Source organism: Shewanella yunxiaonensis, assembly GCF_018223345.1.
Classification (GTDB): domain Bacteria; phylum Pseudomonadota; class Gammaproteobacteria; order Enterobacterales; family Shewanellaceae; genus Shewanella; species Shewanella yunxiaonensis.
On record NZ_CP073587.1, the window covers coordinates 239,690 to 264,954 of the forward strand.

The 25,265-nt window shown below is 51.6% G+C and carries 16 protein-coding genes, 2 tRNA genes and 2 rRNA genes; 19 read left to right on the forward strand and 1 reads right to left on the reverse strand.

The window, feature by feature from the left end; genetic code table 11:
* Position 1: 1 nt before the first annotated feature.
* The 13 genes from ftsL (at position 2) to lpxC (ending at position 15,427) form a co-directional block, all read left to right on the forward strand.
* A complete protein-coding gene (gene ftsL, locus KDN34_RS01210; protein WP_212595146.1) occupies positions 2–322 on the forward strand; it encodes a cell division protein FtsL in 321 nt (106 codons plus the stop codon).
* Positions 319–2,055 (forward strand): peptidoglycan D,D-transpeptidase FtsI family protein, encoded by a 1,737-nt coding sequence (locus tag KDN34_RS01215; RefSeq protein ID WP_212595147.1) that lies wholly within the window; start codon positions 319–321, stop codon positions 2,053–2,055. Before ftsL ends, KDN34_RS01215 begins: the two co-directional genes overlap by 4 nt.
* Positions 2,052–3,521 (forward strand): UDP-N-acetylmuramoyl-L-alanyl-D-glutamate--2,6-diaminopimelate ligase, encoded by a 1,470-nt coding sequence (gene murE / locus KDN34_RS01220; protein ID WP_212595148.1) that lies wholly within the window; start codon positions 2,052–2,054, stop codon positions 3,519–3,521. Before KDN34_RS01215 ends, murE begins: the two co-directional genes overlap by 4 nt.
* A complete protein-coding gene (locus tag KDN34_RS01225; protein ID WP_212595149.1) occupies positions 3,518–4,894 on the forward strand; it encodes a UDP-N-acetylmuramoyl-tripeptide--D-alanyl-D-alanine ligase in 1,377 nt (458 codons plus the stop codon). Before murE ends, KDN34_RS01225 begins: the two co-directional genes overlap by 4 nt.
* Positions 4,895–5,977 carry a phospho-N-acetylmuramoyl-pentapeptide-transferase gene (gene mraY, locus KDN34_RS01230; RefSeq protein ID WP_212595150.1) on the forward strand — a complete coding sequence of 361 codons (1,083 nt, stop codon included), beginning with the start codon at positions 4,895–4,897 and terminating at the stop codon, positions 5,975–5,977.
* Between the two features lie 4 nt (positions 5,978–5,981).
* A complete protein-coding gene (gene murD, locus KDN34_RS01235) occupies positions 5,982–7,307 on the forward strand; it encodes a UDP-N-acetylmuramoyl-L-alanine--D-glutamate ligase (protein WP_212595151.1) in 1,326 nt (441 codons plus the stop codon).
* Positions 7,291–8,511, forward strand: a complete 1,221-nt coding sequence (gene ftsW, locus KDN34_RS01240) for a cell division protein FtsW (protein ID WP_212595152.1) — start codon at positions 7,291–7,293, stop codon at positions 8,509–8,511. Before murD ends, ftsW begins: the two co-directional genes overlap by 17 nt.
* Positions 8,511–9,611, forward strand: coding sequence for an undecaprenyldiphospho-muramoylpentapeptide beta-N-acetylglucosaminyltransferase (gene murG / locus KDN34_RS01245; RefSeq protein ID WP_212595153.1), 1,101 nt, complete (start codon positions 8,511–8,513; stop codon positions 9,609–9,611). Before ftsW ends, murG begins: the two co-directional genes overlap by 1 nt.
* Entirely contained in the window at positions 9,608–11,077 is a 1,470-nt protein-coding gene (gene murC, locus KDN34_RS01250; protein ID WP_212595154.1) for a UDP-N-acetylmuramate--L-alanine ligase, read from the forward strand. The genes murG and murC overlap by 4 nt, the downstream gene beginning before the upstream one ends.
* A gap of 39 nt (positions 11,078–11,116) precedes the next feature.
* Positions 11,117–11,881, forward strand: a complete 765-nt coding sequence (locus KDN34_RS01255; protein WP_212595155.1) for a cell division protein FtsQ/DivIB — start codon at positions 11,117–11,119, stop codon at positions 11,879–11,881.
* A 3-nt stretch (positions 11,882–11,884) separates the two neighbouring features.
* Entirely contained in the window at positions 11,885–13,120 is a 1,236-nt protein-coding gene (gene ftsA / locus KDN34_RS01260) for a cell division protein FtsA (protein WP_212595156.1), read from the forward strand.
* A 34-nt stretch (positions 13,121–13,154) separates the two neighbouring features.
* The gene (ftsZ, locus tag KDN34_RS01265) at positions 13,155–14,330 is read left to right on the forward strand and encodes a cell division protein FtsZ (RefSeq protein WP_212595157.1); all 1,176 of its coding nucleotides are present in this window, start codon (positions 13,155–13,157) and stop codon (positions 14,328–14,330) included.
* 176 nt (positions 14,331–14,506) lie between these two features.
* Positions 14,507–15,427: a UDP-3-O-acyl-N-acetylglucosamine deacetylase gene (gene lpxC, locus KDN34_RS01270; RefSeq protein WP_212595158.1), complete on the forward strand. Its 921-nt coding sequence runs from the start codon at positions 14,507–14,509 to the stop codon at positions 15,425–15,427.
* Between the two features lies 1 nt (position 15,428).
* Here the strand turns inward: lpxC and KDN34_RS01275 are convergent, their stop codons facing one another.
* On the reverse strand, positions 15,429–15,884 hold the full coding sequence (locus tag KDN34_RS01275; RefSeq protein WP_212595159.1) for a DUF721 domain-containing protein: 456 nt from the start codon (positions 15,882–15,884) through the stop codon (positions 15,429–15,431).
* A gap of 28 nt (positions 15,885–15,912) precedes the next feature.
* On the opposite strand from KDN34_RS01275, the gene KDN34_RS01280 reads away from it, so the two are divergent.
* The 6 genes from KDN34_RS01280 (at position 15,913) to KDN34_RS01305 (ending at position 25,259) form a co-directional block, all read left to right on the forward strand.
* The gene (locus tag KDN34_RS01280; RefSeq protein ID WP_212595160.1) at positions 15,913–16,812 is read left to right on the forward strand and encodes a M23 family metallopeptidase; all 900 of its coding nucleotides are present in this window, start codon (positions 15,913–15,915) and stop codon (positions 16,810–16,812) included.
* Between the two features lie 57 nt (positions 16,813–16,869).
* Positions 16,870–19,593, forward strand: coding sequence for a preprotein translocase subunit SecA (gene secA / locus KDN34_RS01285; RefSeq protein ID WP_212595161.1), 2,724 nt, complete (start codon positions 16,870–16,872; stop codon positions 19,591–19,593).
* Between the two features lie 543 nt (positions 19,594–20,136).
* A 16S ribosomal RNA gene (locus KDN34_RS01290) occupies positions 20,137–21,679 on the forward strand.
* A gap of 70 nt (positions 21,680–21,749) precedes the next feature.
* Positions 21,750–21,826: transfer RNA gene (locus KDN34_RS01295), tRNA-Ile, on the forward strand.
* Between the two features lie 216 nt (positions 21,827–22,042).
* A tRNA-Ala gene (locus KDN34_RS01300) sits at positions 22,043–22,118 on the forward strand.
* A 252-nt stretch (positions 22,119–22,370) separates the two neighbouring features.
* Positions 22,371–25,259 (forward strand): 23S ribosomal RNA (locus KDN34_RS01305).
* Together the 16S and 23S rRNA genes with 2 tRNA genes alongside form the textbook arrangement of a ribosomal RNA operon.
* The last annotated feature ends 6 nt before the right edge of the window (positions 25,260–25,265 follow it).

A 25,265-nucleotide genomic window follows, 5' to 3' on the forward strand; every position in this document is an offset into this window, starting at 1 on the left:
GATGGAGGCCTCCAAGCAACAGCCTAATCTAGCGCGCATTGTGGTGGCCGACATCTGGCATCACAAATGGCTGATGCTGTTGTCATGTCTGGTCATTGGTAACGCTGTCGCTGTTGTTTACACCAGTCATATCAGCCGCTATCAGACCAGTCAGCTGAGTAAATTGCAGCAGGAACGCGACCAACTGGATATTGAATGGCGCAATTTACTGTTGGAAGAGCAGTCGCTGGCGGAACACAGTCGCGTGACCCGTATCGCGACCAAAGAACTGGATATGGTACGTCCGTTACCCAATGAAGAGGTCATAGTGAGACTTCCATGAGAAAGCAGGCAAAAAGGATTTTCAAGCCTCAACCTATACACTGGCGACTCAAGGCGGTGGTAGTAACGGTGTGCCTGTTGTTTGTTTCTCTGGTCGGTCGAGCTGCGTATATCCAGGTCCTGCAGCCGGAAATGCTGCGTCATGAAAGCGATATGCGTACACTGCGCACGACTTCTTCAGAAGTTCAGCGTGGCCTTATCACAGACCGCAATGGTGAAATGCTGGCCGTAAGCGTGCCAGTAAAAGCGATTTATGCGGATCCCAAAGTGGTTAGCGATGAAAACGGCTTCGCTGATATGCGCCGTTGGCAGGCGTTAGCTGATGTCCTGCACCAACCGGAAACTGAACTGGTTGATAGGGTTAAATCTAACGCCACTAAACGTTTTATCTATATTCAACGGCAGGTTACGCCCACCGTCGCTGATTATATTAAGCAACTGAAACTCCCCGGTATTTACCTGAAGTCTGAATCCCGTCGTTACTATCCCACCGGTGAAATTACTGCGCAGTTAGTGGGTATTACCAACATTGACGATGTCGGCATTGAAGGTCTGGAAAATACCTATGATAACTGGCTGACCGGTACGCCCGCCAAAGAGCAAGTGCGTAAATCTCGCGATGGTCAGGTGGTGGAACGCCTCGGCATCATCCAGCAGGGTGAACGTTCTAATGATCTGGTGTTAAGTCTGGATCAGCGTATTCAGCAACTGGCCTATCGGGAGCTGAAGCGCGCCACAGAAATGTATCAGGCCGCATCGGCGTCGTTGGTGATGATTGATGTGCGTACCGGCGAAATTCTGGCAATGGCGAATACTCCGTCCTACAACCCGAATGCCCGTGATGATCTCGAAAGTTTCCGCATGCGTAACCGGGCGGTAACCGACGCATATGAACCAGGCTCCACAGTTAAGCCCTTTGTGATGGCGGCGGCGCTGGAAGCCGGAATTGTCAAACCGGGTGATTTGGTTGATACCTCTCCGGGTTGGATGCGTATCGGTGGCTCAATTGTGCGTGATAGCCACAATCTCGGCGATATTTCACTGGCTACCATTCTGATCAAATCCAGCAACATGGGGATTAGTAAATTGGCGCTGGAAATGCCGATTCAACAGTTGCTGGGAACATACCAGTCGCTGGGGCTTGGCAATTACACCGGTGTGAATCTCACCGGTGAAAGCACTGGGCTGATACCTGATCGTCATCGTTGGTCTGATTTCGAACGGGCGACCTTGGCCTTCGGTTATGGCCTGACTGTAACGCCGCTGCAGTTGGCCCGCATGTATGCCACGCTTGGCAGTGGTGGCATTTTACGTCCGGCTTCGGTGCTGAAACTGAAGCAGGCGCCTGAAGGCGTGCGGGTGTTGTCTGAAACATCGGCGAAGGAAGTATTGAAAATGCTGGTGGGTGTCACTGAAGCAGGCGGAACTGGTACCAAAGCGCATATTGACGGTTATCCCGTGGCTGGTAAGTCAGGCACCAGCCGTAAAGCGGTCGCGGGTGGTTATGGTGATGATTACGTAGCATTATTTGCCGGTGTTGCGCCCGCAAATGACCCACGTCTGGCGATGGTAGTCGTCGTCAACGATCCCAAAGGCGATCACTACTATGGTGGTGATGTGTCTGGCCCGGTCTTTGGCAAAGTGATGTCAGGGGCTTTACAAATGCTGAACGTTGAACCTGTCACGCCGCAACAGCAGGTACAGTTAGCCGGTACTCCCAGGAGGAAAGAATGATGTTGCTTAAAGATCTTCTTGCTCCTTGGTTTCATTATGCCGGCAGTGAAGTGGTGGGTGCACCGACACTCGACAGCCGTAAAATTGTTGATAGCGGCTTATTTATTGCGGTGCCTGGATTTAAGACGGATGGTCGCGAGTATATCGCTGCGGCCTTCAAAAACGGCGCTACTGCGGTGTTAAAGCATACCGATAACCCAGATGACCATGGGAAAGTTGGTACTGCTGATGGGCTGGTGATCGAATTCTTCCGCCTGAATCGTCAGGTATCGGCAATCGCCGCACAATATTACGGTTTGATAGCCGGTAAGCCGCGCATCGTTGGGGTGACTGGCACTAATGGTAAAACCTCGGTAACACAGCTGATTGCGCAGTGGGTGGAATTATATGGTCAGCAAGCTGGCGTCATGGGCACGCTGGGCAATGGTCGCCCTGGCCAGTTACAAGACACCGGCAACACCACAGCTGATGCCATTACCTTGATGGCACAGTTCAAACAGATGGGCGAAGCCGGAGTGGACGTTTGTGCCATGGAAGTGTCGAGCCATGGGTTGGTGCAGGGGCGTGTCGATGCGGTGCCATTTGAAATTGCTGTGTTCACCAACCTCAGTCGCGATCACTTGGATTTTCATAAGAGTATGGAAGCGTACGCAGCGGCAAAGCAGCGTTTATTACGGTTCCCAACAGTGAAAAAAGCGGCGCTCAATCTCGACGATCACACGGGCTCCACTTGGTTTGACAGCTTGGACCGGCAACGACTGCTGGGATTCAGTATTCATAATGATCCGCGTGCCAGCTTGCTTGCTTTGGATGCGGATTATCATCATGCAGGGATCCAGGCTCGCATCAAATGGCCAGAGGGGGAAGGCCAACTGCAAACACCTTTGTTGGGTGAGTTCAACCTGTCAAATCTGTTGGCGGCGTTATCGGCGTTATATGCGCTTGGTTATCCGTTGCAACAAATGTTGGCTCTAGCGCCGAAGCTGCAACCTGTGCCGGGGCGTATGGAATGTTTCGTCGCGCCCACAGGATTTTCGATAGTTGTGGATTACGCTCACACCCCTGATGGCTTGGAAAAAGCGTTAGTTGCGGCCCGTGAGCACTGCACCGGGCGGCTGTGGTGTGTCTTCGGTTGCGGTGGTGACCGTGATACAGGCAAGCGGCCGCAGATGGCAGCAATCGCTGAGCGGTTGGCTGATCGAGTGATGATCACCAGCGATAACATCCGCAGTGAAGACCCTCAACAAATTATTAATGACATCATGGCGGGTCTGACGCATCCGCAACAGGTGCTGACTGAAGTGGATCGCGTTCAAGCCATTCATCAGGTTGTCAGCCAGGCGCAAGCCGGAGATTTAATCGTGCTGGCAGGTAAAGGGCATGAAACATATCAGGAAATTGCCGGAGTGAAACATCATTACGATGAACGGGCTCTTGCCCGGGAACTGTGCGGGGGCCAACAATGATCTCGCTGACCTTAGGTGACATCGCAACCGCGTTACAGGGACAACTGTTATCCCAGACATCGGCAGATGTGCCGATAGGTAGTGTCAGTACTGATAGTCGTGACATAGCCGCGGGCGGTTTGTTTATTGCGCTGAAGGGTGAGCGATTTGACGGTCACGATTATGCGCAGACAGCCGTCAATTCAGGGGCGGGCGCGTTATTGGTGAGTCGCTTGTTACCGTTAGATCTGCCACAAATTCTGGTACCGGATACTCATAAGGCGCTCGGCCAGCTGGGTGCCTTGGTGCGTGATCGGCTCAATCCTCGCTGTGTGGCGCTGACTGGTTCTAATGGTAAAACCAGCGTCAAAGAGATGGTGGCGACCATCCTGTCACAACACGCATCAGTGCTCTATACCTCGGGCAATTTCAACAATGATATCGGCGTGCCGTTAACCGCGCTGCGCTTGGAACCGCAACATCAATATGCCGTGTTTGAATTAGGTGCCAACCATCCGGGGGAAATTGATTACACTTCGGCGATTGTGCGTCCTGACGTGGCGTTAGTGAATAATGTCGGCAGCGCCCATCTGGCGGGCTTCGGCTCTGAGGCTGGAGTCGCCAAAGCCAAATCTGAGATTTTTCTGCATCTACAGCCGCAAGGAATCGCCGTTATTAACGCCGACGATCACTATGCAGCAGTCATGCGTACAGCGGCTGCTGGTCACCAGCAGATTGAGTTTGGGATTGATGCTCCGGCAGCGCTGCGGGCGGCTAATCTGCAGCATGATGGTAATGGCTGTTACCGCTTTGATATGCACTGGCAAGCTCAGGTTCAGCCGGTGGTGTTACCCTTGGCTGGCCGCCATCAGGTGCTTAACGCGTTGGCGGCAACCGGATTGTGTCTCGGACTTGGGTTGACCCTGGCGGATATCGCGACCGGGCTGGCAGCTATGAAGCCTGTGAAGGGGCGAATGCTGCCAACGCAGCTAGGACGTATCACGCTGGTGGATGACAGTTATAACGCTAATCCCAATTCTGTAAATGCGGCGATAAATTGGCTGAAAGAAATTGACGGAAATTGCATTTTGGTACTGGGCGATTTGGGGGAATTAGGCGACAATGCTGCGCTTTTACACCGAGAGCTTGGAGAACGTGCCCGCGATGCCGGGATCGATGCGCTTTTTTGCTGCGGTGAACTGACTAAACACACCAGTGCCGCTTTTGCCACGGAGCATTATCAGGGGATCAGCCCATTGGTAGACGCATTAATAACATATCTCAACCGGCTGTCAGGGAAAGTCACCGTGTTGGTTAAAGGGTCTCGTAGCTCGCGTATGGAGCGGGTGGTAGAAGCCCTTGTAGTAGCCTTCGGGCGCGGGGAGTTAGTGTAAATGCTGGTTTATCTGGCGGAATATCTGACCCAGTTTTATACCGGGTTTAATGTGTTTTCTTATGTCACCTTCAGGGCCATTCTTGGGCTATTGACGGCCTTGAGTTTTTCGCTGTGGTGGGGCCCCAAGCTGATCCGCAAATTGCAGTTATTACAAATTGGGCAGGTCGTGCGAAATGACGGTCCAGAGTCGCACTTTAGTAAACGCGGCACGCCTACTATGGGTGGCTTACTGATTTTGGCAGGCATTTTTATCAGTGTCCTGCTGTGGGGTGACCTGGATAACCGTTATGTGTGGGTGATGTTATTTGTGCTGGCCGCTTACGGGCTAATTGGCTTTATGGATGACTACCGCAAGGTGATCCGTAAAGATCCCAAAGGATTGGCGGCGCGTTGGAAGTATTTCTGGCAGTCGGTTGCTGCACTGATAGTGGGTATTTACTTATACGTCTCTGCTGCAGTCCCCGGTGATACACAGTTAGTGGTGCCATTTTTTAAAGAAATGATGCCACAGCTGGGGATCTTCTTTGTGGTGCTGACATATTTCACCATCGTGGGTTCCAGTAACGCCGTTAACCTGACCGATGGTCTGGATGGCCTGGCGATTACCCCGACGGTAATGGTGGCCGCAGCATTTGCGCTAGTGGCGTACTTGTCTGGTCATGCGCAGTTTGCTGCGTACTTGAACATCCCGCATCTGCCGGGTTCCAGTGAACTGGTAATTGTCTGTACCGCTATTGTTGGTGCAGGACTGGGTTTCTTATGGTTTAACACCTATCCGGCACAGGTTTTTATGGGCGATGTGGGCTCATTATCGCTGGGCGCCGCATTAGGCGCGATGGCGGTGTTGGTGCGCCAGGAGATCATGTTAGTGATCATGGGTGGCGTGTTCGTGATGGAAACGGTTTCGGTCATTTTGCAGGTGGGTTCCTACAAATTGCGCGGCCAGCGGATTTTCCGTATGGCACCAATCCATCACCATTATGAATTGAAGGGCTGGCCAGAGCCGCGAGTGATTGTCCGCTTCTGGATTATTTCGCTGTTTCTGGTGCTGTTGGGTCTGGCGACCCTCAAGCTGAGGTAAGGGTATGAACGGGCGTTATTCACATATCGTGCTGGGATTGGGTGCCACAGGTAAATCAGTGGTGCGTTATCTGATGTCACAGGGAATTTTGCCATTGGTGATGGACAGCCGCCGGAATCCACCCGGTGGCGATGAAATCAAAGCCGAATATCCACAACTGGAATGTAATTTCGGTGGTTTTGATTGCCGCGCTTTAGTGCAAGCCAAACAGATCATTATCAGTCCCGGAATTCCGCTGGATACCCCGGAAGTGCGTGTAGCACTGGATATGGGCATCGAAGTTATTGGCGATGTGGAGCTGTTTGCCCGCGCTATCGCTGATCGTCCTCCTTGCGTACTGGCGATTACTGGCTCCAACGGTAAGTCTACGGTCACCACTTTGGTAGGCGAAATGCTCCAGCAGGCAGGCATACAGGTTGCTGTCGGCGGCAATATCGGCGTGCCGGCACTGGAGTTGTTGCAACATCCGGCGACTCATTACGTGTTGGAGCTGTCCAGTTTTCAGTTGGAAACCACCAATAGTCTCGATTGTCTGGCCTCGACCTGTCTGAACATCAGCGAAGATCATATGGATCGGTATAGCGATCTCGAAGCCTATCGCCGCGCCAAACTGCGGTTGTTCGATCAGAGCCGACTCGCGATCTACAACCGCGATGATGAATTGACCAAACCATTGAATCCGATGAATAACAATAGCTTCGGACTCGATAACCCCGACGGTGATGAGTGGGGAATTACCGATGGCAAAATTGTTCACGGCAGCAGCGAAATCATGAATGTGATGGATGTAGCACTGTTGGGAACGCATAACCAGGCCAATATGCTGGCGGCCATGGCGCTGGCAGATGCCGCCGGTGTTGATAAGACGGTCATGGCGAAAGTCGCTGAAGAGTTTAAAGGGCTGTCGCATCGGTGCGAATTGGTGGCAGTAAAAGAAGGTGTGACCTGGGTCAATGATTCCAAAGCTACCAACGTCGGTGCTACCTTGGCCGCGTTGCAGGGGTTCAGTGATTATCTCGGCGACATTATTTTGATTGCCGGCGGCGACGGCAAAGGCGCCGATTTCACTGCGATGAAAGCGGCGTTGAAAGGCGTAAGTACCTTGATCACCTTGGGCCGCGACGGCGACAAGATTGCGGCACAGAAAGAGGGCGCAATCAAAGTCAAAACGATGGCTGACGCGGTAGCGAAAGCCCATGAACTGGCAAACTCTGGCGACATTGTGTTGTTATCACCGGCGTGTGCCAGTCTCGATATGTACAGCAACTTTATGGCCAGAGGCGATGATTTCCGCCATCTGGTGGAGGCGCTGGATGAGCAGCAAGACTGACGAACGCCAGCTTAACCTGTTCGGCGGTGGCATTAAATGGCCATGGTCGGGCTGGTTTGCTGATCGCAGTGCTCCGGGCATGCAGTTGTATGACCGGAGGCTGTTGTTCGCCGTGTTGTCGTTAATCGGATTTGGTTTTGTGATGGTGATGTCGGCGTCAATGCCGGAAGCTCAAAGCCTCACCGGCAATCCGTTCTATTTTGTAGAACGGCATGTCGGTTATCTTGCCGGTTGTGTAGTGATAGCGGCAGTGGTGCTGCAAGTGGAGATGCAACGCTGGCAGCAGTTAAGTCCGTTAATGTTGCTGGTCGTTGGCTTGATGCTGGTTGCCGTGTTGCTGGTGGGAACCTCAGTGAATGGTGCCACTCGCTGGTTATCGCTGGGCCCTATCCGCATCCAGGTAGCCGAAGTCGCGAAATTTGTGTTCTCGGTATATATGGCGGGCTATTTGGTGCGTCGCCATCAGGAAGTGCGCGAGAACGCCAAGGGCTTTTACAAGCCGATCGCGGTATTTGCAGTATACGCAGTGTTGATCCTGATGCAGCCGGATCTAGGCACTGTGGTCGTGTTGTTTGTGGTGACCGTGGGGCTGCTGTTTCTTGCCGGGGCACGCTTGCTGGACTTCTTTGCGTTGATCCTCGCCGGCACCATGGCGTTTGTTCTGCTGGTGTTGCTGGAACCGTACCGCATGCGCCGCGTGACGTCGTTTCTGGACCCCTGGCAGGATCCATTTGGCAGCGGTTATCAGTTGACACAGTCATTGATGGCCTATGGCCGCGGCGACTGGTTGGGACAAGGACTGGGTAACAGTATCCAGAAACTGGAATACCTGCCGGAAGCGCATACGGATTTCATCTTCGCCATCATAGGTGAAGAACTGGGCTTCGTCGGTATTATTGCGGTATTGGCAGTCTTGTTATTCGTGTCATTACGGGCGCTGCGCTTGGGGCATCAGTGCCTGGCAATGGAGCGGCCTTTTGAAGGCTATCTGGCCTATGCCATTGGGATCTGGATCTGTTTCCAGACCGTAGTGAACGTTGGCGCCAGTATCGGCATGTTGCCCACGAAAGGGCTGACACTGCCGTTTATTAGTTACGGTGGCAGTAGTTTATGGGTGATGACCGCTGCAGCTATGGTGTTGTTGCGTATCGATTATGAGCGACGTTTAAGTTTGATCCAGGCGGTACAGGGGAGAGTGAAGTAATGACGGTAGCGGCGAGCGGCAAACGCTTATTGGTAATGGCTGGTGGAACCGGAGGACATGTTTTTCCGGCGCTGGCGGTTGCCCGGCGACTGGCGCAGCAAGGCTGGCAGATCCGCTGGCTGGGCACCGCTGACCGCATGGAAGCCCGACTGGTACCGCAGCATGGCTTTGATATTGATTTTATTGATATCAAAGGCGTGCGGGGAAATGGCCTGTTTCGTAAATTGTCGGCGCCGTTTAAAGTGCTGCATTCGATTTTGCAGGCATTGAAAGTGATCCATGAATTTAAGCCGGATGTGGTGCTCGGCATGGGCGGCTTTGCCAGCGGTCCCGGCGGTGTAGCGGCGAAAATCGCGCGTATACCGTTAGTGCTTCATGAGCAGAATGCCGTGCCGGGGCTGACCAACAAACTGTTGTCTCGCATTGCCACACAGGTGCTGTGTGCGTTTGCCAACACCTTTACCAAGGTTAAGGCCCAGGTCGTGGGCAACCCGATCCGGGCGGAATTGGTGGCGCTAGGTGAATCGCCCAAAGCGGTCAGTACTGAAGCGGTAAAGGTGTTAGTGGTTGGTGGCAGTTTGGGGGCCAAGGTATTTAATGAGCTGTTGCCAGAGACGATTGCCCGTGTCAGCCAGTCCTTGTCAGTAACTGTCTGGCATCAGGCGGGAAAAGGTAATCAAGCCGCAGTACAGGCACAGTACAAACATTGGGGTCAGGATGACCGGGTTAAAGTCGCAGATTTTATTGATGATATGGAAGCGGCCTATCGCTGGGCAGATCTGGTGATTTGTCGTGCCGGGGCGTTGACCGTATCCGAACTGGCAACCGTGGGATTGCCAGCGATTTTTGTACCATTACCACACGCGGTGGACGATCATCAGACCCGCAACGCCCAGGTATTGGTAGATGCCGGTGCAGCTATGTTGTTACCGCAATCACAGTTGAATATAGAGAGCCTGTCAGCGGCGGTGTTAGCGTTGGCAGAAGACAGAGAACAATTGGTCCAGATGGGCCAAAAGGCCAGGACTGTCGCAGTTCTGGATGCTACCGATAAGGTGGCAGCCGTGTGCAGTGCACTGGCAGAGAAAGGATCAAAATGACAACTATTGCAGAAAAATACGCTCAGGTGAGAGCCACTATCCCGGAAATGCGCCGGGTAAGGCGTATTCATTTCGTGGGTATTGGTGGTGCCGGTATGGGCGGCATAGCCGAAGTATTACTGAATGAAGGCTATCAGATCAGCGGCTCTGATATTGCACACAACGCGGTGACCGACCGTTTATCTGCGCTTGGGGCGCGGGTGGTGATAGGTCACAGTGCCGAAGCCGTAATGAACGTTGATGTAGTCGTGGTTTCCAGTGCGATTCATCAGGATAACCCTGAATTATTGGCAGCCAAAGCTAACCGTACACCTGTAGTGCGCCGCGCTGAGATGCTGGCCGAGTTGATGCGCTATCGTCACGGCGTCGCCATTGCGGGCACTCATGGCAAGACCACAACAACCAGTTTGATTGCCAGTATTTATGCCCAGGCGGGTCGTGACCCGACATTTGTCATCGGTGGTTTGCTCAACAGTGCCGGTACCAATGCCCGATTGGGGCATAGCCGCTATCTGATTGCCGAAGCCGATGAGAGTGACGCATCGTTTCTGCATTTGCAGCCGATGGTGTCAGTGGTGACCAATATCGAAGCCGATCATATGGACACCTATGGCGGCGATTTTGAAAAGCTGAAAAGCACGTTTGTGGATTTTCTCCACAACTTGCCATTTTACGGTGTGGCAGTGCTGTGTACAGATGACCCAACTATTCGTGACATTTTACCGCGGATTGGCCGTCACATGGTGACCTACGGCTTTAACAGCGAAGCCGATGTCCAGGCGCTGGACTTCAGTCAACAAGGTGGTCAATGCCGCTTTACCGTGAGACGTAAGGGTAAGGATGATCTGCCACTGTTGTTGAATTTGCCGGGCCGACACAATGTACTGAATGCGTTGGCGGCAATTTCTGTCACGACAGAAGATGATATTGAAGATGAAGCCATCATCAAGGCGTTAGCCGAGTTTCAGGGGATTGGCCGCCGCTTCCAGCACTTGGGGGATTACGAAACTCCTAATGGCAAGGTGATGCTGGTGGACGATTATGGGCATCACCCCAGTGAAGTCGCTGCCACTATTCGTGCTGCGCGTGCTGGCTGGCCGGATGAGCGTTTGGTCATGGTGTTTCAGCCGCACCGCTATACGCGTACCCGGGATCTCTATGAAGATTTCGTGGATGTGCTGTCACAGGTGGATTGTCTGTTGATGCTGGAGGTCTATCCGGCGGGTGAAGCGCCTATTGCCGGGGTAGATAGTCGGGCTTTGTGTCGCAGCATTCGTCTGCGGGGACAGGTCGATCCGATTTATGTGGCATCTCCTGAGCAGTTAGCGGAAATTCTGCAGTCAGTCGTCAAAGATGGTGATCTGCTGTTGACTCAGGGGGCCGGCAATATTGGTGCGGTTTCCCGAGAGCTAGCGCGTACTTGCCTGGGATTTGCGAAAGATGAGACTGATGACGGCGTTGCATAATCGGGCCGCTTTTGCGCTGCAGTGACATGAGATAAGTCGATGACACTGAAGCAAAAATGGCAGAAAAAAACATCGCAGCTCGCACAGGTCAACTGGTACTTGTGCAGCGGTGTCGCCTTTTTGCTGATAGTGATATTTGGTCTGCTATTGGCGGGCTGGAAGTTAAATCTGTTACTGAACGATGCTGATGCGTTACCGATAGATGCAGTAGCGATCAAGGGTGACCGGCAGTACACCAGTGACAGCGATATTCGCGCTGCGCTGCAGGATTTAATGAAACGCAGTTTTTTTAGTGCAGATGTGACACAGGTGCAGCAAGCATTAGAAAATCTGCCCTGGGTTTACCGGGCGTCGGTGCGCCGAGATTGGCCAGCCAAGCTAAAGGTATATCTGCAGGAGCAGGTGCCTGTAGCGCATTGGAATCAGGACGCTTGGTTGAATGAACACGGTGAAGTGTTTCAGGCTCCATCTCGGCCAGGACTTGAGGCGTTGCCGTGGTTGTCCGGGCCTGAAAAACGCGGTGCCGAAGTATTGAAGGCTTTTCAGCAACTGGACGAACTGTTGCGAATCAACAGCTTCCGGTTGGAAAAATTGAGTTTAACGCCACGGTTGGCGTGGGAAGCTGTGCTTGGCAACGGTATCGTGCTGGAGCTGGGGCGAGAAGATAGGATGTCGCGGGTACAACGGTTTATCAACGTGTATCCGGAGTTATTGAAGCAGGATAAAACTGTCGCCAGAGTGGATTTGCGTTATGACACGGGATTGGCGGTAGGCTGGCAAGAGTCACAACAAGAGAGTCGGTGATTGATGACCAAGAACCAAGATAGAAATTTGATCGTCGGATTGGATATAGGCACCTCCAAGGTCGCAGTGATCATTGGTGAAGTGCTGCCTGATGGCGAAATCAGCATAGTGGGACTCGGCAACCATCCTTCCCGCGGTATGGACAAGGGCGGCGTTAACGATCTGGATTCCATCGTCCGCAGTGTGCAGCGGGCGTTGGACCAGGCCGAACTCATGGCTGATTGTCAGGTATCGTCGGTGTATCTGAGTATCTCCGGCAAGCATATCGCCTGTCAGAATGAAAACGGCATGGTGTCGATCAACGACGAAGAAGTGACCCAGGAAGATGTGGAAAACGTTATCCACACCGCCCGGTCGGTAAAAATTCCCACTGAGCGGCGCATTTTGCATGTGTTGCCACAGGAATATGCCATTGACGTGCAGGAAGGGATTAAAAGCCCGATTGGCATGTCTGGCATGCGGATGGAAGCCAAAGTACATATCGTGACCTGCGCTAACGACATGGCGAAGAACATCACCAAGAGTGTCGAGCGTTGCGGTCTGAAGGTCGACGATTTGGTGTTCTCCGGTATTGCCTCTGCTGACGCCGTGCTGACTGCCGATGAGAAAGATCTGGGTGTCTGTCTGGTCGATATCGGCGGTGGTACTACCGATATTACCGTTTATACCAATGGCGCCTTACGCCATTGTGCAGTCGTTCCGGTGGCCGGTAATCAGGTAACCAACGATATTGCCAAAATCTTCCGTACGCCGCTGTCGCATGCGGAGCAGATTAAAGTGCAGTACGCTAGTGCGCGTAGTGCCACCGTAAGTCGTGAAGATAGCATTGAAGTACCCTCTGTTGGCGGGCGGCCGTCGCGTACCATGTCTCGTCACACTTTGGCCGAAGTCGTTGAACCGCGTTATCAGGAATTATTTGAGCTGGTGTTCAAGCAACTGAAAGACAGTGGTCTTGAAGATCAGATTGCCGCCGGGATTGTGATCACCGGCGGTACCGCTTCTATTGAAGGTGCGGTGGATATTGCCGAGGCAACCTTCGGCATGCCGGTGCGGGTGGCATCACCTTTACCGGTAAAAGGGTTGTATGAATATGTGGATCAGCCAATTTATTCGACAGGTGTCGGGCTGCTCCATTACGGTGCTCGGCGGGTGATTGAACGTCAGTTCGAACGTCCGGAGCGCCCAGGGGTAACCAGCTTATGGAATCGGGTCCAGAGTTGGTTTAAAGGCGAGTTTTAACTCGCATTAACGCAGGTAGATGGAGAATAAGGTCATGTTTGAGATTATGGATACTCAAAATGATGCGTTGAGCGATGCAGTGCTCAAAGTCATCGGTGTCGGCGGTGGCGGTGGTAACGCTATCGAACATATGGTGAAGCATAATATTGAAGGTGTTGAGTTCATGGTAACCAACACCGACGCACAGGCGCTGCGAAAATCCGCGGCGGGCACCACTATTCAGATCGGTCGCGATGTCACCAAAGGTCTTGGTGCTGGCGCCAATCCAGAAGTGGGCCGTGCTGCTGCTGAGGAAGATAAAGAAAGCATCCGCGCAGCTATCAAAGGTGCCGATATGATTTTTATCGCTGCCGGTATGGGGGGTGGTACAGGTACTGGTGCGGCGCCGGTGGTGGCAGAGATTGCACGTCAGGAAGGCATTCTGACGGTCGCAGTGGTGACTAAACCGTTCCCGTTCGAAGGCAAAAAGCGTATGGCTTATGCCGAGCAGGGCATTTCCGAGCTGGCTAAACACGTGGATTCGCTGATCACCATCCCTAACGAAAAACTGTTAAAAGTCTTGGGCCGTGGTACAACGTTGCTGGACGCTTTTGCTGCGGCTAACAACGTATTGTTAGGTGCGGTGCAGGGTATTGCTGAACTGATCACTCGCCCAGGCCTGATCAACGTGGACTTTGCTGACGTACGTACCGTGATGTCTGAAATGGGTAATGCCATGATGGGAACGGGTGTCGCTCGTGGCGAAGATCGCGCCGAGGAAGCGGCTGAAGCCGCCGTTGCCAGCCCATTGCTGGAAGATATCGATTTGGCCGGTGCGCGTGGGGTGTTGGTTAACATCACCGCTGGCATGGACATGAGTATCGAAGAGTTCGAAACCGTGGGTAACCACGTCAAAGCTTATGCTTCCGATACTGCAACCGTCGTGGTTGGTGCGGTAATCGACCCAGAAATGAGCGATGAGCTGCGCGTGACTGTAGTGGCTACCGGTATTGGTGCCGACAGAAAGCCAGATATTCAGTTGGTTTCCAAGCAAGTTAGAACTGAACCTGTGGTTGAACCTCGTGTCGAAACCTATGTTCAGCCCGAAGAACCTGTTGCCGCGCAATCGACTAAGAGTAATGTTGTGACTGCACCACAACCTGCACCTAGCCACAAGAATGAACTGGATTACTTGGATATCCCGGCATTTTTGCGTAAGCAGGCGGACTAACAGTTTGTGAACTGGATCTGATTAATCGTTGGCCAAGTACCGATGATTATTGCAGCGACAGGATTTTTTTTGTGAAATGGTTTGATTATGCTAGGATATCCGACCAGCTGCGACCGTGGTCCGGCTTTTAGTGTCGAATATAATGTTTTATTGTTGCAATTTTTACGGGTAACTAAATGATTTTTCAAAGAACACTTGAAAATACGGTAAAAGCGACCGGTGTCGGATTACATTCCGGCAAAAAGGTAACTTTGACCCTGAGACCCGCACCAGTGAATACAGGGATCCTGCTAGTCCGTACGGATCTGCAGCCGCATGTCACCATTCCGGCCAAAGCGGAAATGGTGCGTGAGACTACCATGTGTACCGCATTGGTGAACGACGAAGGCGTCCGTATTGCGACGATTGAACATTTATTTGCTGCTTTAGCGGGTCTGGGCATTGATAATGCTGTGATTGAAGTAAATGCACCGGAAATTCCGGTGATGGACGGTAGTGCTAGTCCTTTCGTATTCCTGCTGCAAAGCGCGGGGATCAAGCAGCAATCAGTCGCTAAAAAGTATCTTAGAATCAAGCAAACCGTACGTGTGGAAGACGGCGATAAGTGGGCAGAGTTGCGACCTTATAAAGGTTTCAAAGTAGACTTTGAAATCGACTTTGCACATCCCGAAATTGCTCGTAGTCAACAGCATATCGTGATGGATTTTTCATCTGCAGCCTTTATTAAGGATATCAGTCGCGCCAGAACCTTTGGTTTTATGCGCGATGTTGAATATCTGCGAGCCAATAATCTTGGCTTGGGTGCAAGTATGGAAAATGCCGTTGTGCTTGATGAATACCGCGTCCTCAACCCCGATGGCCTGCGTTATGAGGATGAATTTGTTAAGCACAAAATTCTCGATGCATTCGGTGACCTGTATGTAGCGGGTCATGCGATTGTTGGCGAATTCCGTGCGTTCAAAACGGGTCATGCATTAAATAACCGTTTGGTGCGAGCCCTGCTTGCCAACCAGGAAGCCTGGGAAGTGGTAAGCTTCGATAATGAAACCGATGCTCCGGTCAGCTTTAGTATGCCGACCGGTGTGGTAATGGCATAGGTTAGTCTTTTGAGCCCTGACGGCTGGCTAGTGCAGCCAGCCGTTTTAATTTTTGGCCTAGTGTACCGTCCGTATGCTCGGCTAATGCATTGATGTGTGCCGCTGCGGTTTCACTCAATGCCCTGTGAGTCACCTTGGGTTTTGTATCGATAGACGCAAGTGCCGGGTTGACTTTCACCTCAATAGCGGTAAGCATTGGGAGCGCCTCTTGCTGGAGCTGTTGTAACAGTTTCGCTTTCTGAAAGTTGATTCTGGCAGCCCAGGCCGATGTCGGTGTTTCGATCACCAAGACATTCTGGCGCAAATTGGCAACTGTTAGCTGTGCGCTGACTGGACCCGTCAAAAGTTGTTTGACGTACTTGTCCAGATATAACAAAAGCTCTGCTCTCTCGGCCAGACTCGGCATTGAGCCTGACTGGTGTACCAACTGACTAAGGTCTTGGGGGAGCTTTTTCATTATGATAATAAGATGGCTTACTGAGGCTATGAGTGTAACAGTTTTTATTCAGGGTCGAAATGGCGTGACACGCTGGCAGCCGGGGAAGTACTGGCTGTTGCTGCCTATGCTGCTTATTGCGGCAGGCACAGGACTCTATCAATACAATCATCAGCGCTTTGAATCTCAGCAGGCCAATGTTGACCAAGAGCGGCAAGCCCGCGAACAGCAACAAAAACAAGTCAAACAACTCAAACAAGCCACCGAATCTCAATTAGCTACCCTCGTGGCGCATGTTGCTCGTATGCAAGCCAAGCTGACCCGTCTTGAAGCTCTAGGCCAGCAACTCGCTGAGAATAATCAACTTGAAGACCAGTTCGATTTTAATGCCGAAGTAGGTGTCGGTGGTGGGAGTGATATTGGCTCCACGATAGAATTAGACCAACTGATTGCAGATATGGATCGGTTGGCAGCAGGAATTGATAAAAATAACGCTAAGCTGTCACTACTTGAAACGGTGACTTCCAACCTCAATATCAATGAGGAGCGTTATATATCAGGGCGCCCAGTCGATAAAGGCTGGTTATCCTCGCCCTACGGTTTACGCAATGATCCTTTCACTGGCCGACGCGCGATGCACAAAGGCATCGACTTTGCTGGTACGGAGGGTTCGGATGTTGTCGCTACTGCCGCTGGTGTAGTGACATGGGCCGGAAAGATGTTTGGCTATGGCAATCTGGTGGAAATCGACCACGGTGACGGGTACCGTACCCGTTATGGCCATAACGAAGCTTTGTCAGTAACTGTAGGTGATGTGGTTGCCAAAGGCGAGAAGATCGCCGTGATGGGAAGTACAGGGCGTTCAACCGGACCCCATGTACATTACGAAGTACTGCGTAACGGTCAGCAGATTGACCCTCAGAAGTTTGTTTATCGCCACGCAGGCTAATCGGAATTGGCCGCCAGACTCAGCTGAGAGCTGGCCTACAACTAAAAAGTGATTCAGATGTTAGGTAAATTACTGACAAAAATATTTGGTAGCCGTAACCAACGTACCCTTAAAGCGCTCGGCAAAGTTGTTGCGAAAGTCAATGCGCTCGAAGCGGAATATGAAAAGCTCAGTGATGAGCAACTGAAGGCCAAAACCGCAGAATTCCGCGAACGTCTCGCCAACGGTGAAACGCTCGAACAGATCACTCCCGAAGCCTTTGCTACCGTCCGTGAAGCCTCCAAACGTATTTTCGAAATGCGTCATTTCGATGTGCAGTTGTTAGGGGGGTTAGTACTCGACAGTAACCGCATCGCTGAAATGCGTACCGGTGAAGGTAAAACCCTGACAGCAACGTTACCGGCTTATCTCAATGCTATCAGCGGTAAGGGCGTGCACGTCATTACCGTTAACGATTACTTGGCCCGTCGTGACGCTGAAACTAACCGTCCATTGTTTGAATTCCTGGGCATGACTGTCGGCATCAACGTTGCTGGACTGGGACATCAGGAAAAAGTGGCGGCTTATGGTGCAGATATTACCTACGGTACCAACAACGAATTTGGTTTCGATTACCTGCGTGACAACATGGCGTTTTCGCCTCAGGAACGTGTACAGCGTCCACTGCACTACGCACTAATTGACGAAGTGGACTCGATCCTGATTGATGAAGCGCGTACCCCACTGATCATCTCCGGTGCCGCAGAAGACAGTTCAGAGCTTTACGTTAAAGTCGATAAGCTGATCCCGAATCTGATCAAGCAAGACAAAGAAGACTCCGAAGAATATACCGGTACCGGTGATTTTTCTGTCGATGAAAAAGCTAAGCAAGTGAACCTAACCGAACGTGGTCAGGAAAAAATCGAACAGCTGTTGATTACCTCGGGTCTGCTCACCGAAGGTGACTCGCTTTATTCAGCTGCTAACATTTCGTTATTGCACCATGTTCATGCCGCTTTGCGGGCACATAACCTGTTCGAAAAAGACGTGGACTATGTAGTGCAGGATGGCGAAGTCATTATTGTGGACGAGCATACTGGTCGTACGATGCCAGGGCGTCGTTGGTCCGAAGGTCTGCATCAGGCGGTCGAAGCGAAAGAAGGTGCCAAGATCCAGAATGAAAACCAGACGCTGGCATCCATTACCTTCCAGAACTATTTCCGCATTTATGAAAAACTGGCGGGGATGACCGGTACTGCTGACACCGAGGCGTTCGAATTCCAGCATATTTATGGCCTGGATACCGTCGTGGTGCCAACCAACCGTCCCATGATCCGTAAAGACATGGCCGATTTGGTCTACCTCACAGCGAAAGAAAAATATGCGGCAATTATTGATGACATCAAAGGTTGCCGTGAGCGTGGCCAGCCCGTGCTGGTTGGTACGGTTTCGATTGAACAGTCGGAACTGCTGTCACACCTGCTGAAACAGGAAAAAATTCCGCATCAGGTATTGAATGCCAAGTTCCACGAACATGAAGCGGAGATTGTGGCTCAGGCCGGGCGCTCCGGTACGGTAACCGTTGCGACTAACATGGCGGGTCGTGGTACCGATATCGTACTGGGTGGTAACTGGAAGTCTGAGATCGAAGCACTGGAAAATCCTTCCGAGGAAGAAATCAGCCGCATTCGTGAAGACTGGCAGAAACGTCACGACGAAGTTGTTGCCGCCGGTGGCCTACATATTCTGGGTACCGAACGTCACGAATCCCGCCGTATCGATAACCAATTGCGTGGTCGTTCAGGCCGTCAGGGTGACCCAGGTTCTTCCCGTTTCTATCTGTCGCTGGAAGATACGCTGATGCGTATTTTCGCTTCAGACCGTATGGCCGGAATGATGAAGAAGCTGGGGATGGAAGAGGGCGAAGCCATCGAACATCCTTGGGTTTCTCGGGCTATTGAAAATGCCCAACGTAAAGTTGAAGCGCGCAACTTCGATATTCGTAAGCAGTTGCTCGAATATGACGATGTTGCCAATGACCAGCGCCAAGTGGTTTATGCACAACGTAATGCGTTGATGGACGCTGAAAGTATTCAGGAATCTATTGAAGCGATCTGTGCGGATGTAATTAATGGCATTGTCGATCAATATATTCCACCACAATCAGTAGAAGAGTTGTGGGATATTGCTGGTCTGGAACAACGCCTGGAACAGGAATTTGCGCTCAAGTTACCGATTCAGGAATGGCTGGATCAGGAAGATGAACTGCACGAAGAGACACTGCGTGAGCGTATTGTCGAGAAATGGCAGGATGCATATAACGCCAAAGAGCAGATGGTAGGCCCAGCGGTACTGCGCCAGTTTGAAAAAGCTATTATGTTGCAGACACTGGATGGCCTGTGGAAAGAGCATCTGTCTGCGATGGATTATCTGCGTCAGGGGATCCACCTGCGTGGTTACGCACAGAAAAACCCGAAACAGGAATACAAGCGTGAATCTTTCGAGTTGTTCCAGCAGATGCTCGATCAACTGAAACATGACGTGATCAGCATTCTGTCCAAAGTACAGGTACAGGCGCAGGAAGACGTTGATGAAATGGAAGCTCGCCGTCGTGAAGAACAAGCGCGCATCCGTCATGAATATCAGCACGCTGAATCTGAATCATTGACCGCAGATGACCAACCACCAGCGGGTATGCCCCAAGCACCTGTCATCCGTCATGGCGATAAGATTGGCCGCAACGATCCGTGCCCATGTGGTTCAGGCAAAAAATATAAGCACTGCCACGGCAAGTTATCGTAACTGATACTGCACGTGGGCGATTCTAAGAGGCGACGTTAAGTCGCCTCTTTTTTTGGTGGATTCCCCAAAGCAAATATTCTCATTCCTGCATTGGTTGTGGATAAAACTGGGGATAATCAGTGAGTGTTATGTGCTTAACCTGTAATGATCGAAAAAGATCGATCTTTCGATAAAAAAGCCCTTGCGCTATCTTTTTAGCTCCCTATAATGCGCCCTCGTTGTGTCGCCATTCAGTGCTGTAAGCAGAATTGAAATGTGTAAACACTGCGGGCAAAAAGCCTTATGTATCAAGTGTTGTCTGCCAATTCATCAATTGCAGAAAACATCAGAAAAAATGGCTTGACGCTAAAATCGGGATGTGTAGAATACGCAGCCCTGAGCCGATGAAGTCGGCGCCTTTGAAGTAGTGTTCAGAGGCATGCTCTTTAACAAAATATCAAGCAATCTGTGTGGGCACTCGCAGTGAATGAATCGCAAAACGATTTAAAACTCACTGAAGAGTGTTCGAACAAAGAACAGTCATTCATAGAGTCGAAAAACTTTTAATTGAAGAGTTTGATCATGGCTCAGATTGAACGCTGGCGGCAGGCCTAACACATGCAAGTCGAGCGGCAGCGGGAAGTAGCTTGCTACTTTGCCGGCGAGCGGCGGACGGGTGAGTAATGCCTGGGAATTTGCCCATTCGAGGGGGATAACAGTTGGAAACGACTGCTAATACCGCATACGCCCTAAGGGGGAAAGCAGGGGAACTTCGGTCCTTGCGCGAATGGATAAGCCCAGGTGGGATTAGCTAGTTGGTGAGGTAAGGGCTCACCAAGGCGACGATCTCTAGCTGGTCTGAGAGGATGATCAGCCACACTGGAACTGAGACACGGTCCAGACTCCTACGGGAGGCAGCAGTGGGGAATATTGCACAATGGGGGAAACCCTGATGCAGCCATGCCGCGTGTGTGAAGAAGGCCTTCGGGTTGTAAAGCACTTTCAGTCAGGAGGAAGGGTGTTGAGTTAATACCTCAACGCATTGACGTTACTGACAGAAGAAGCACCGGCTAACTCCGTGCCAGCAGCCGCGGTAATACGGAGGGTGCAAGCGTTAATCGGAATTACTGGGCGTAAAGCGTGCGCAGGCGGTTTGTTAAGCGAGATGTGAAAGCCCCGGGCTCAACCTGGGAATCGCATTTCGAACTGACAGACTAGAGTCTTGTAGAGGGGGGTAGAATTCCAGGTGTAGCGGTGAAATGCGTAGAGATCTGGAGGAATACCGGTGGCGAAGGCGGCCCCCTGGACAAAGACTGACGCTCAGGCACGAAAGCGTGGGGAGCAAACAGGATTAGATACCCTGGTAGTCCACGCCGTAAACGATGTCTACTCGGAGTTTGGTGTCTTGAACACTGGGCTCTCAAGCTAACGCATTAAGTAGACCGCCTGGGGAGTACGGCCGCAAGGTTAAAACTCAAATGAATTGACGGGGGCCCGCACAAGCGGTGGAGCATGTGGTTTAATTCGATGCAACGCGAAGAACCTTACCTACTCTTGACATCCAGAGAATTATCCAGAGATGGATTAGTGCCTTCGGGAACTCTGAGACAGGTGCTGCATGGCTGTCGTCAGCTCGTGTTGTGAAATGTTGGGTTAAGTCCCGCAACGAGCGCAACCCTTATCCTTACTTGCCAGCGGGTAATGCCGGGAACTGTAGGGAGACTGCCGGTGATAAACCGGAGGAAGGTGGGGACGACGTCAAGTCATCATGGCCCTTACGAGTAGGGCTACACACGTGCTACAATGGACAGTACAGAGGGAAGCAAAGCGGCGACGTGGAGCGGAACCCAAAAAGCTGTTCGTAGTCCGGATTGGAGTCTGCAACTCGACTCCATGAAGTCGGAATCGCTAGTAATCGTGGATCAGAATGCCACGGTGAATACGTTCCCGGGCCTTGTACACACCGCCCGTCACACCATGGGAGTGGTTTGCAAAAGAAGTAGCTAGCTTAACCTTCGGGGGGGCGGTTACCACTTTGTGGATCATGACTGGGGTGAAGTCGTAACAAGGTAGCCCTAGGGGAACCTGGGGCTGGATCACCTCCTTACCTAAACGATGAAATTTGTTGTGAGTGTTCACACAGATTGCTTGATAGACGAAGAGCGAAAACAGTAAGTGGGTCTGTAGCTCAGGTGGTTAGAGCGTACGCCTGATAAGCGTAAGGTCGGTGGTTCGAGTCCACTCAGACCCACCAATCTTGTTAATGCTGCGTTGTATCGGTCGTCGTTTACTGATGTAAACGTCCTCCCAATACGCCTTGCCTGAACAAGATTAACCTTACAAGATAACGCAGAGATTTTTGCTTAAATCCAGGCGTGCAACTGACAAGTGAGGGCGCATACAGGAGTATGTAACCGAACGAGGATAGGCCGCACAACGCCGAGTTAAGGAAAAATAGCAAGTTAGAAATGGGGCTATAGCTCAGCTGGGAGAGCGCCTGCTTTGCACGCAGGAGGTCTGCGGTTCGATCCCGCATAGCTCCACCATTTTCATGGTGAGACTGTTTTCGTTTTATGGTCATGGAAATGCCAAAGATAAGTGAACAATTTATCTTTGGCTTTTTTAAGCCCGCTCTTTAACAATTTGGAAAGCTGATAGTAGAGATTAAATAGCAATATTTAATCAAAATGAGTTCTCAAAATACTTCAATCAAGTGTTTTGATATTCATATCAAGGCGAAAGAAAAACCAACGGGTCGTGCATACGGTCTTGGTTGAGGAAACTCATCCGGGTTGTATGGTTAAGCGACTAAGCGTATACGGTGGATGCCTTGGCAGTCAGAGGCGATGAAGGACGTGTTAATCTGCGAAAAGCTGTGGTGAGGTGATAAAAGCCAATTGAGCCACAGATGTCCGAATGGGGGAACCCACTTGCATAAGCAAGTATCTGCATGTGAATCCATAGCATGCAGAGGCGAACCGGGAGAACTGAAACATCTAAGTACCCCGAGGAAAAGAAATCAACCGAGATTCCCCTAGTAGCGGCGAGCGAACGGGGACCAGCCCTTAAGTCATTGGGGTGTTAGTGGAAGGTGTTGGAAAGCACCACGGTACAGGGTGATAGTCCCGTACACGACAACTAACCGATGATGAAAACGAGTAAGGCGACACACGTGGTATGTTGTCTGAAGATGGGGGGACCATCCTCCAAGGCTAAATACTCCTGACTGACCGATAGTGAACCAGTACCGTGAGGGAAAGGCGAAAAGAACCCCTGTGAGGGGAGTGAAATAGAACCTGAAACCGTATACGTACAAGCAGTGGGAGCGGTTTTTGAGACCGTGACTGCGTACCTTTTGTATAATGGGTCAGCGACTTACATTTAGTAGCGAGGTTAAGCGAATAGCGGAGCCGTAGGGAAACCGAGTGTTAACTGCGCGAATAGTTGCTAGGTGTAGACCCGAACCCCGGTGATCTAGCCATGGGCAGGTTGAAGATTGAGTAACATCAATTGGAGGACCGAACACACGTCTGTTGAAAAAGACGGTGATGACCTGTGGCTGGGGGTGAAAGGCCAATCAAACCGGGAGATATCTGGTTCTCCTCGAAAGCTATTTAGGTAGCGCCTCGAGCGAATACCATTGGGGGTAGAGCACTGTTAAGACTAGGGGGTCATCCCGACTTACCAACTCTTTGCAAACTCCGAATACCAATGAGTACTACTCGGGAGACAGACGGCGGGTGCTAACGTCCGTCGTCAAAAGGGAAACAACCCAGACCGTCAGCTAAGGTCCCAAAGTTATTGCTAAGTGGGAAACGATGTGGGAAGGCTTAGACAGCTAGGATGTTGGCTTAGAAGCAGCCATCATTTAAAGAAAGCGTAATAGCTCACTAGTCGAGTCGGCCTGCGCGGAAGATGTAACGGGGCTAAGCAATACACCGAAGCTACGGGTTCATACTATGTATGAGCGGTAGAGGAGCGTTCTGTAAGCGGATGAAGGTGAAGGGGTAACCCACACTGGACGTATCAGAAGTGCGAATGCTGACATGAGTAACGATAATGGGGGTGAAAAACCTCCACGCCGAAAGACCAAGGGTTCCTGTCCAACGTTAATCGGGGCAGGGTGAGTCGACCCCTAAGGCGAGGCCGAAAGGCGTAGTCGATGGGAAACGGGTTAATATTCCCGTACTTCTGCTAACTGCGATGGAGAGACGGAGAAGGCTAGGCCAGCGCGGCGACGGTCGTCCGCGTTTAAGGTTGTAGGTAGTGTGCTTAGGCAAATCCGGGCACATAATACTGAGGGCTGATGACGAGTCACTAAGGTGATGAAGTGGTTAATGCCAAGCTTCCAGGAAAATCTTCTAAGCTTCAGGTTAGCAGGAATCGTACCCCAAACCGACACAGGTGGTCGGGTAGAGAATACCAAGGCGCTTGAGAGAACTCGGCTGAAGGAACTAGGCAAAATGGTACCGTAACTTCGGGAGAAGGTACGCTCTTGTTGGTGATGAGACTTGCTCTCTAAGCTGACGGGAGTCGCAGATACCAGCTGGCTGCAACTGTTTATCAAAAACACAGCACTGTGCGAACTCGCAAGAGGAAGTATACGGTGTGACGCCTGCCCGGTGCCGGAAGGTTAATTGATTGGGTCATCTTCGGAGAAGCTCATGATCGAAGCCCCGGTAAACGGCGGCCGTAACTATAACGGTCCTAAGGTAGCGAAATTCCTTGTCGGGTAAGTTCCGACCTGCACGAATGGCGTAATGATGGCCAGGCTGTCTCCAGCCGAGACTCAGTGAAGTTGAAATTGCGGTGAAGATGCCGTATACCCGCGGCTAGACGGAAAGACCCCGTGAACCTTTACTATAGCTTGGCACTGAACATTGACCCTGCATGTGTAGGATAGGTGGGAGACTAAGAAGTTGGGACGCTAGTCCTGATGGAGTCGACCTTGAAATACCACCCTTGCAGTGTTGATGTTCTAACCTTGGTCCCTTATCGGGATTAGGGACAGTGCCTGGTGGGTAGTTTGACTGGGGCGGTCTCCTCCTAAAGAGTAACGGAGGAGCACGAAGGTTGGCTAAGTACGGTCGGACATCGTACGGTTAGTGTAATGGCACAAGCCAGCTTAACTGCGAGACAGACACGTCGAGCAGGTGCGAAAGCAGGTCATAGTGATCCGGTGGTTCTGAATGGAAGGGCCATCGCTCAACGGATAAAAGGTACTCCGGGGATAACAGGCTGATACCGCCCAAGAGTTCATATCGACGGCGGTGTTTGGCACCTCGATGTCGGCTCATCACATCCTGGGGCTGAAGTCGGTCCCAAGGGTATGGCTGTTCGCCATTTAAAGTGGTACGCGAGCTGGGTTCAGAACGTCGTGAGACAGTTCGGTCCCTATCTGCCGTGGGCGTTGGAAGATTGAGGGGGGTTGCTCCTAGTACGAGAGGACCGGAGTGAACGAACCGCTGGTGTTCGGGTTGTCATGCCAATGGCATTGCCCGGTAGCTATGTTCGGAATTGATAAACGCTGAAAGCATCTAAGCGTGAAGCGAGCCCCAAGATGAGTCTTCCCTTGGACCTTGAGTCCACTGAAGAGCCGTTCGAGACCAGGACGTAGATAGGCAGGGTGTGTAAGCGTTGTGAGGCGTTTAGCTAACCTGTACTAATGACTCGAGAGGCTTAACCATACAACC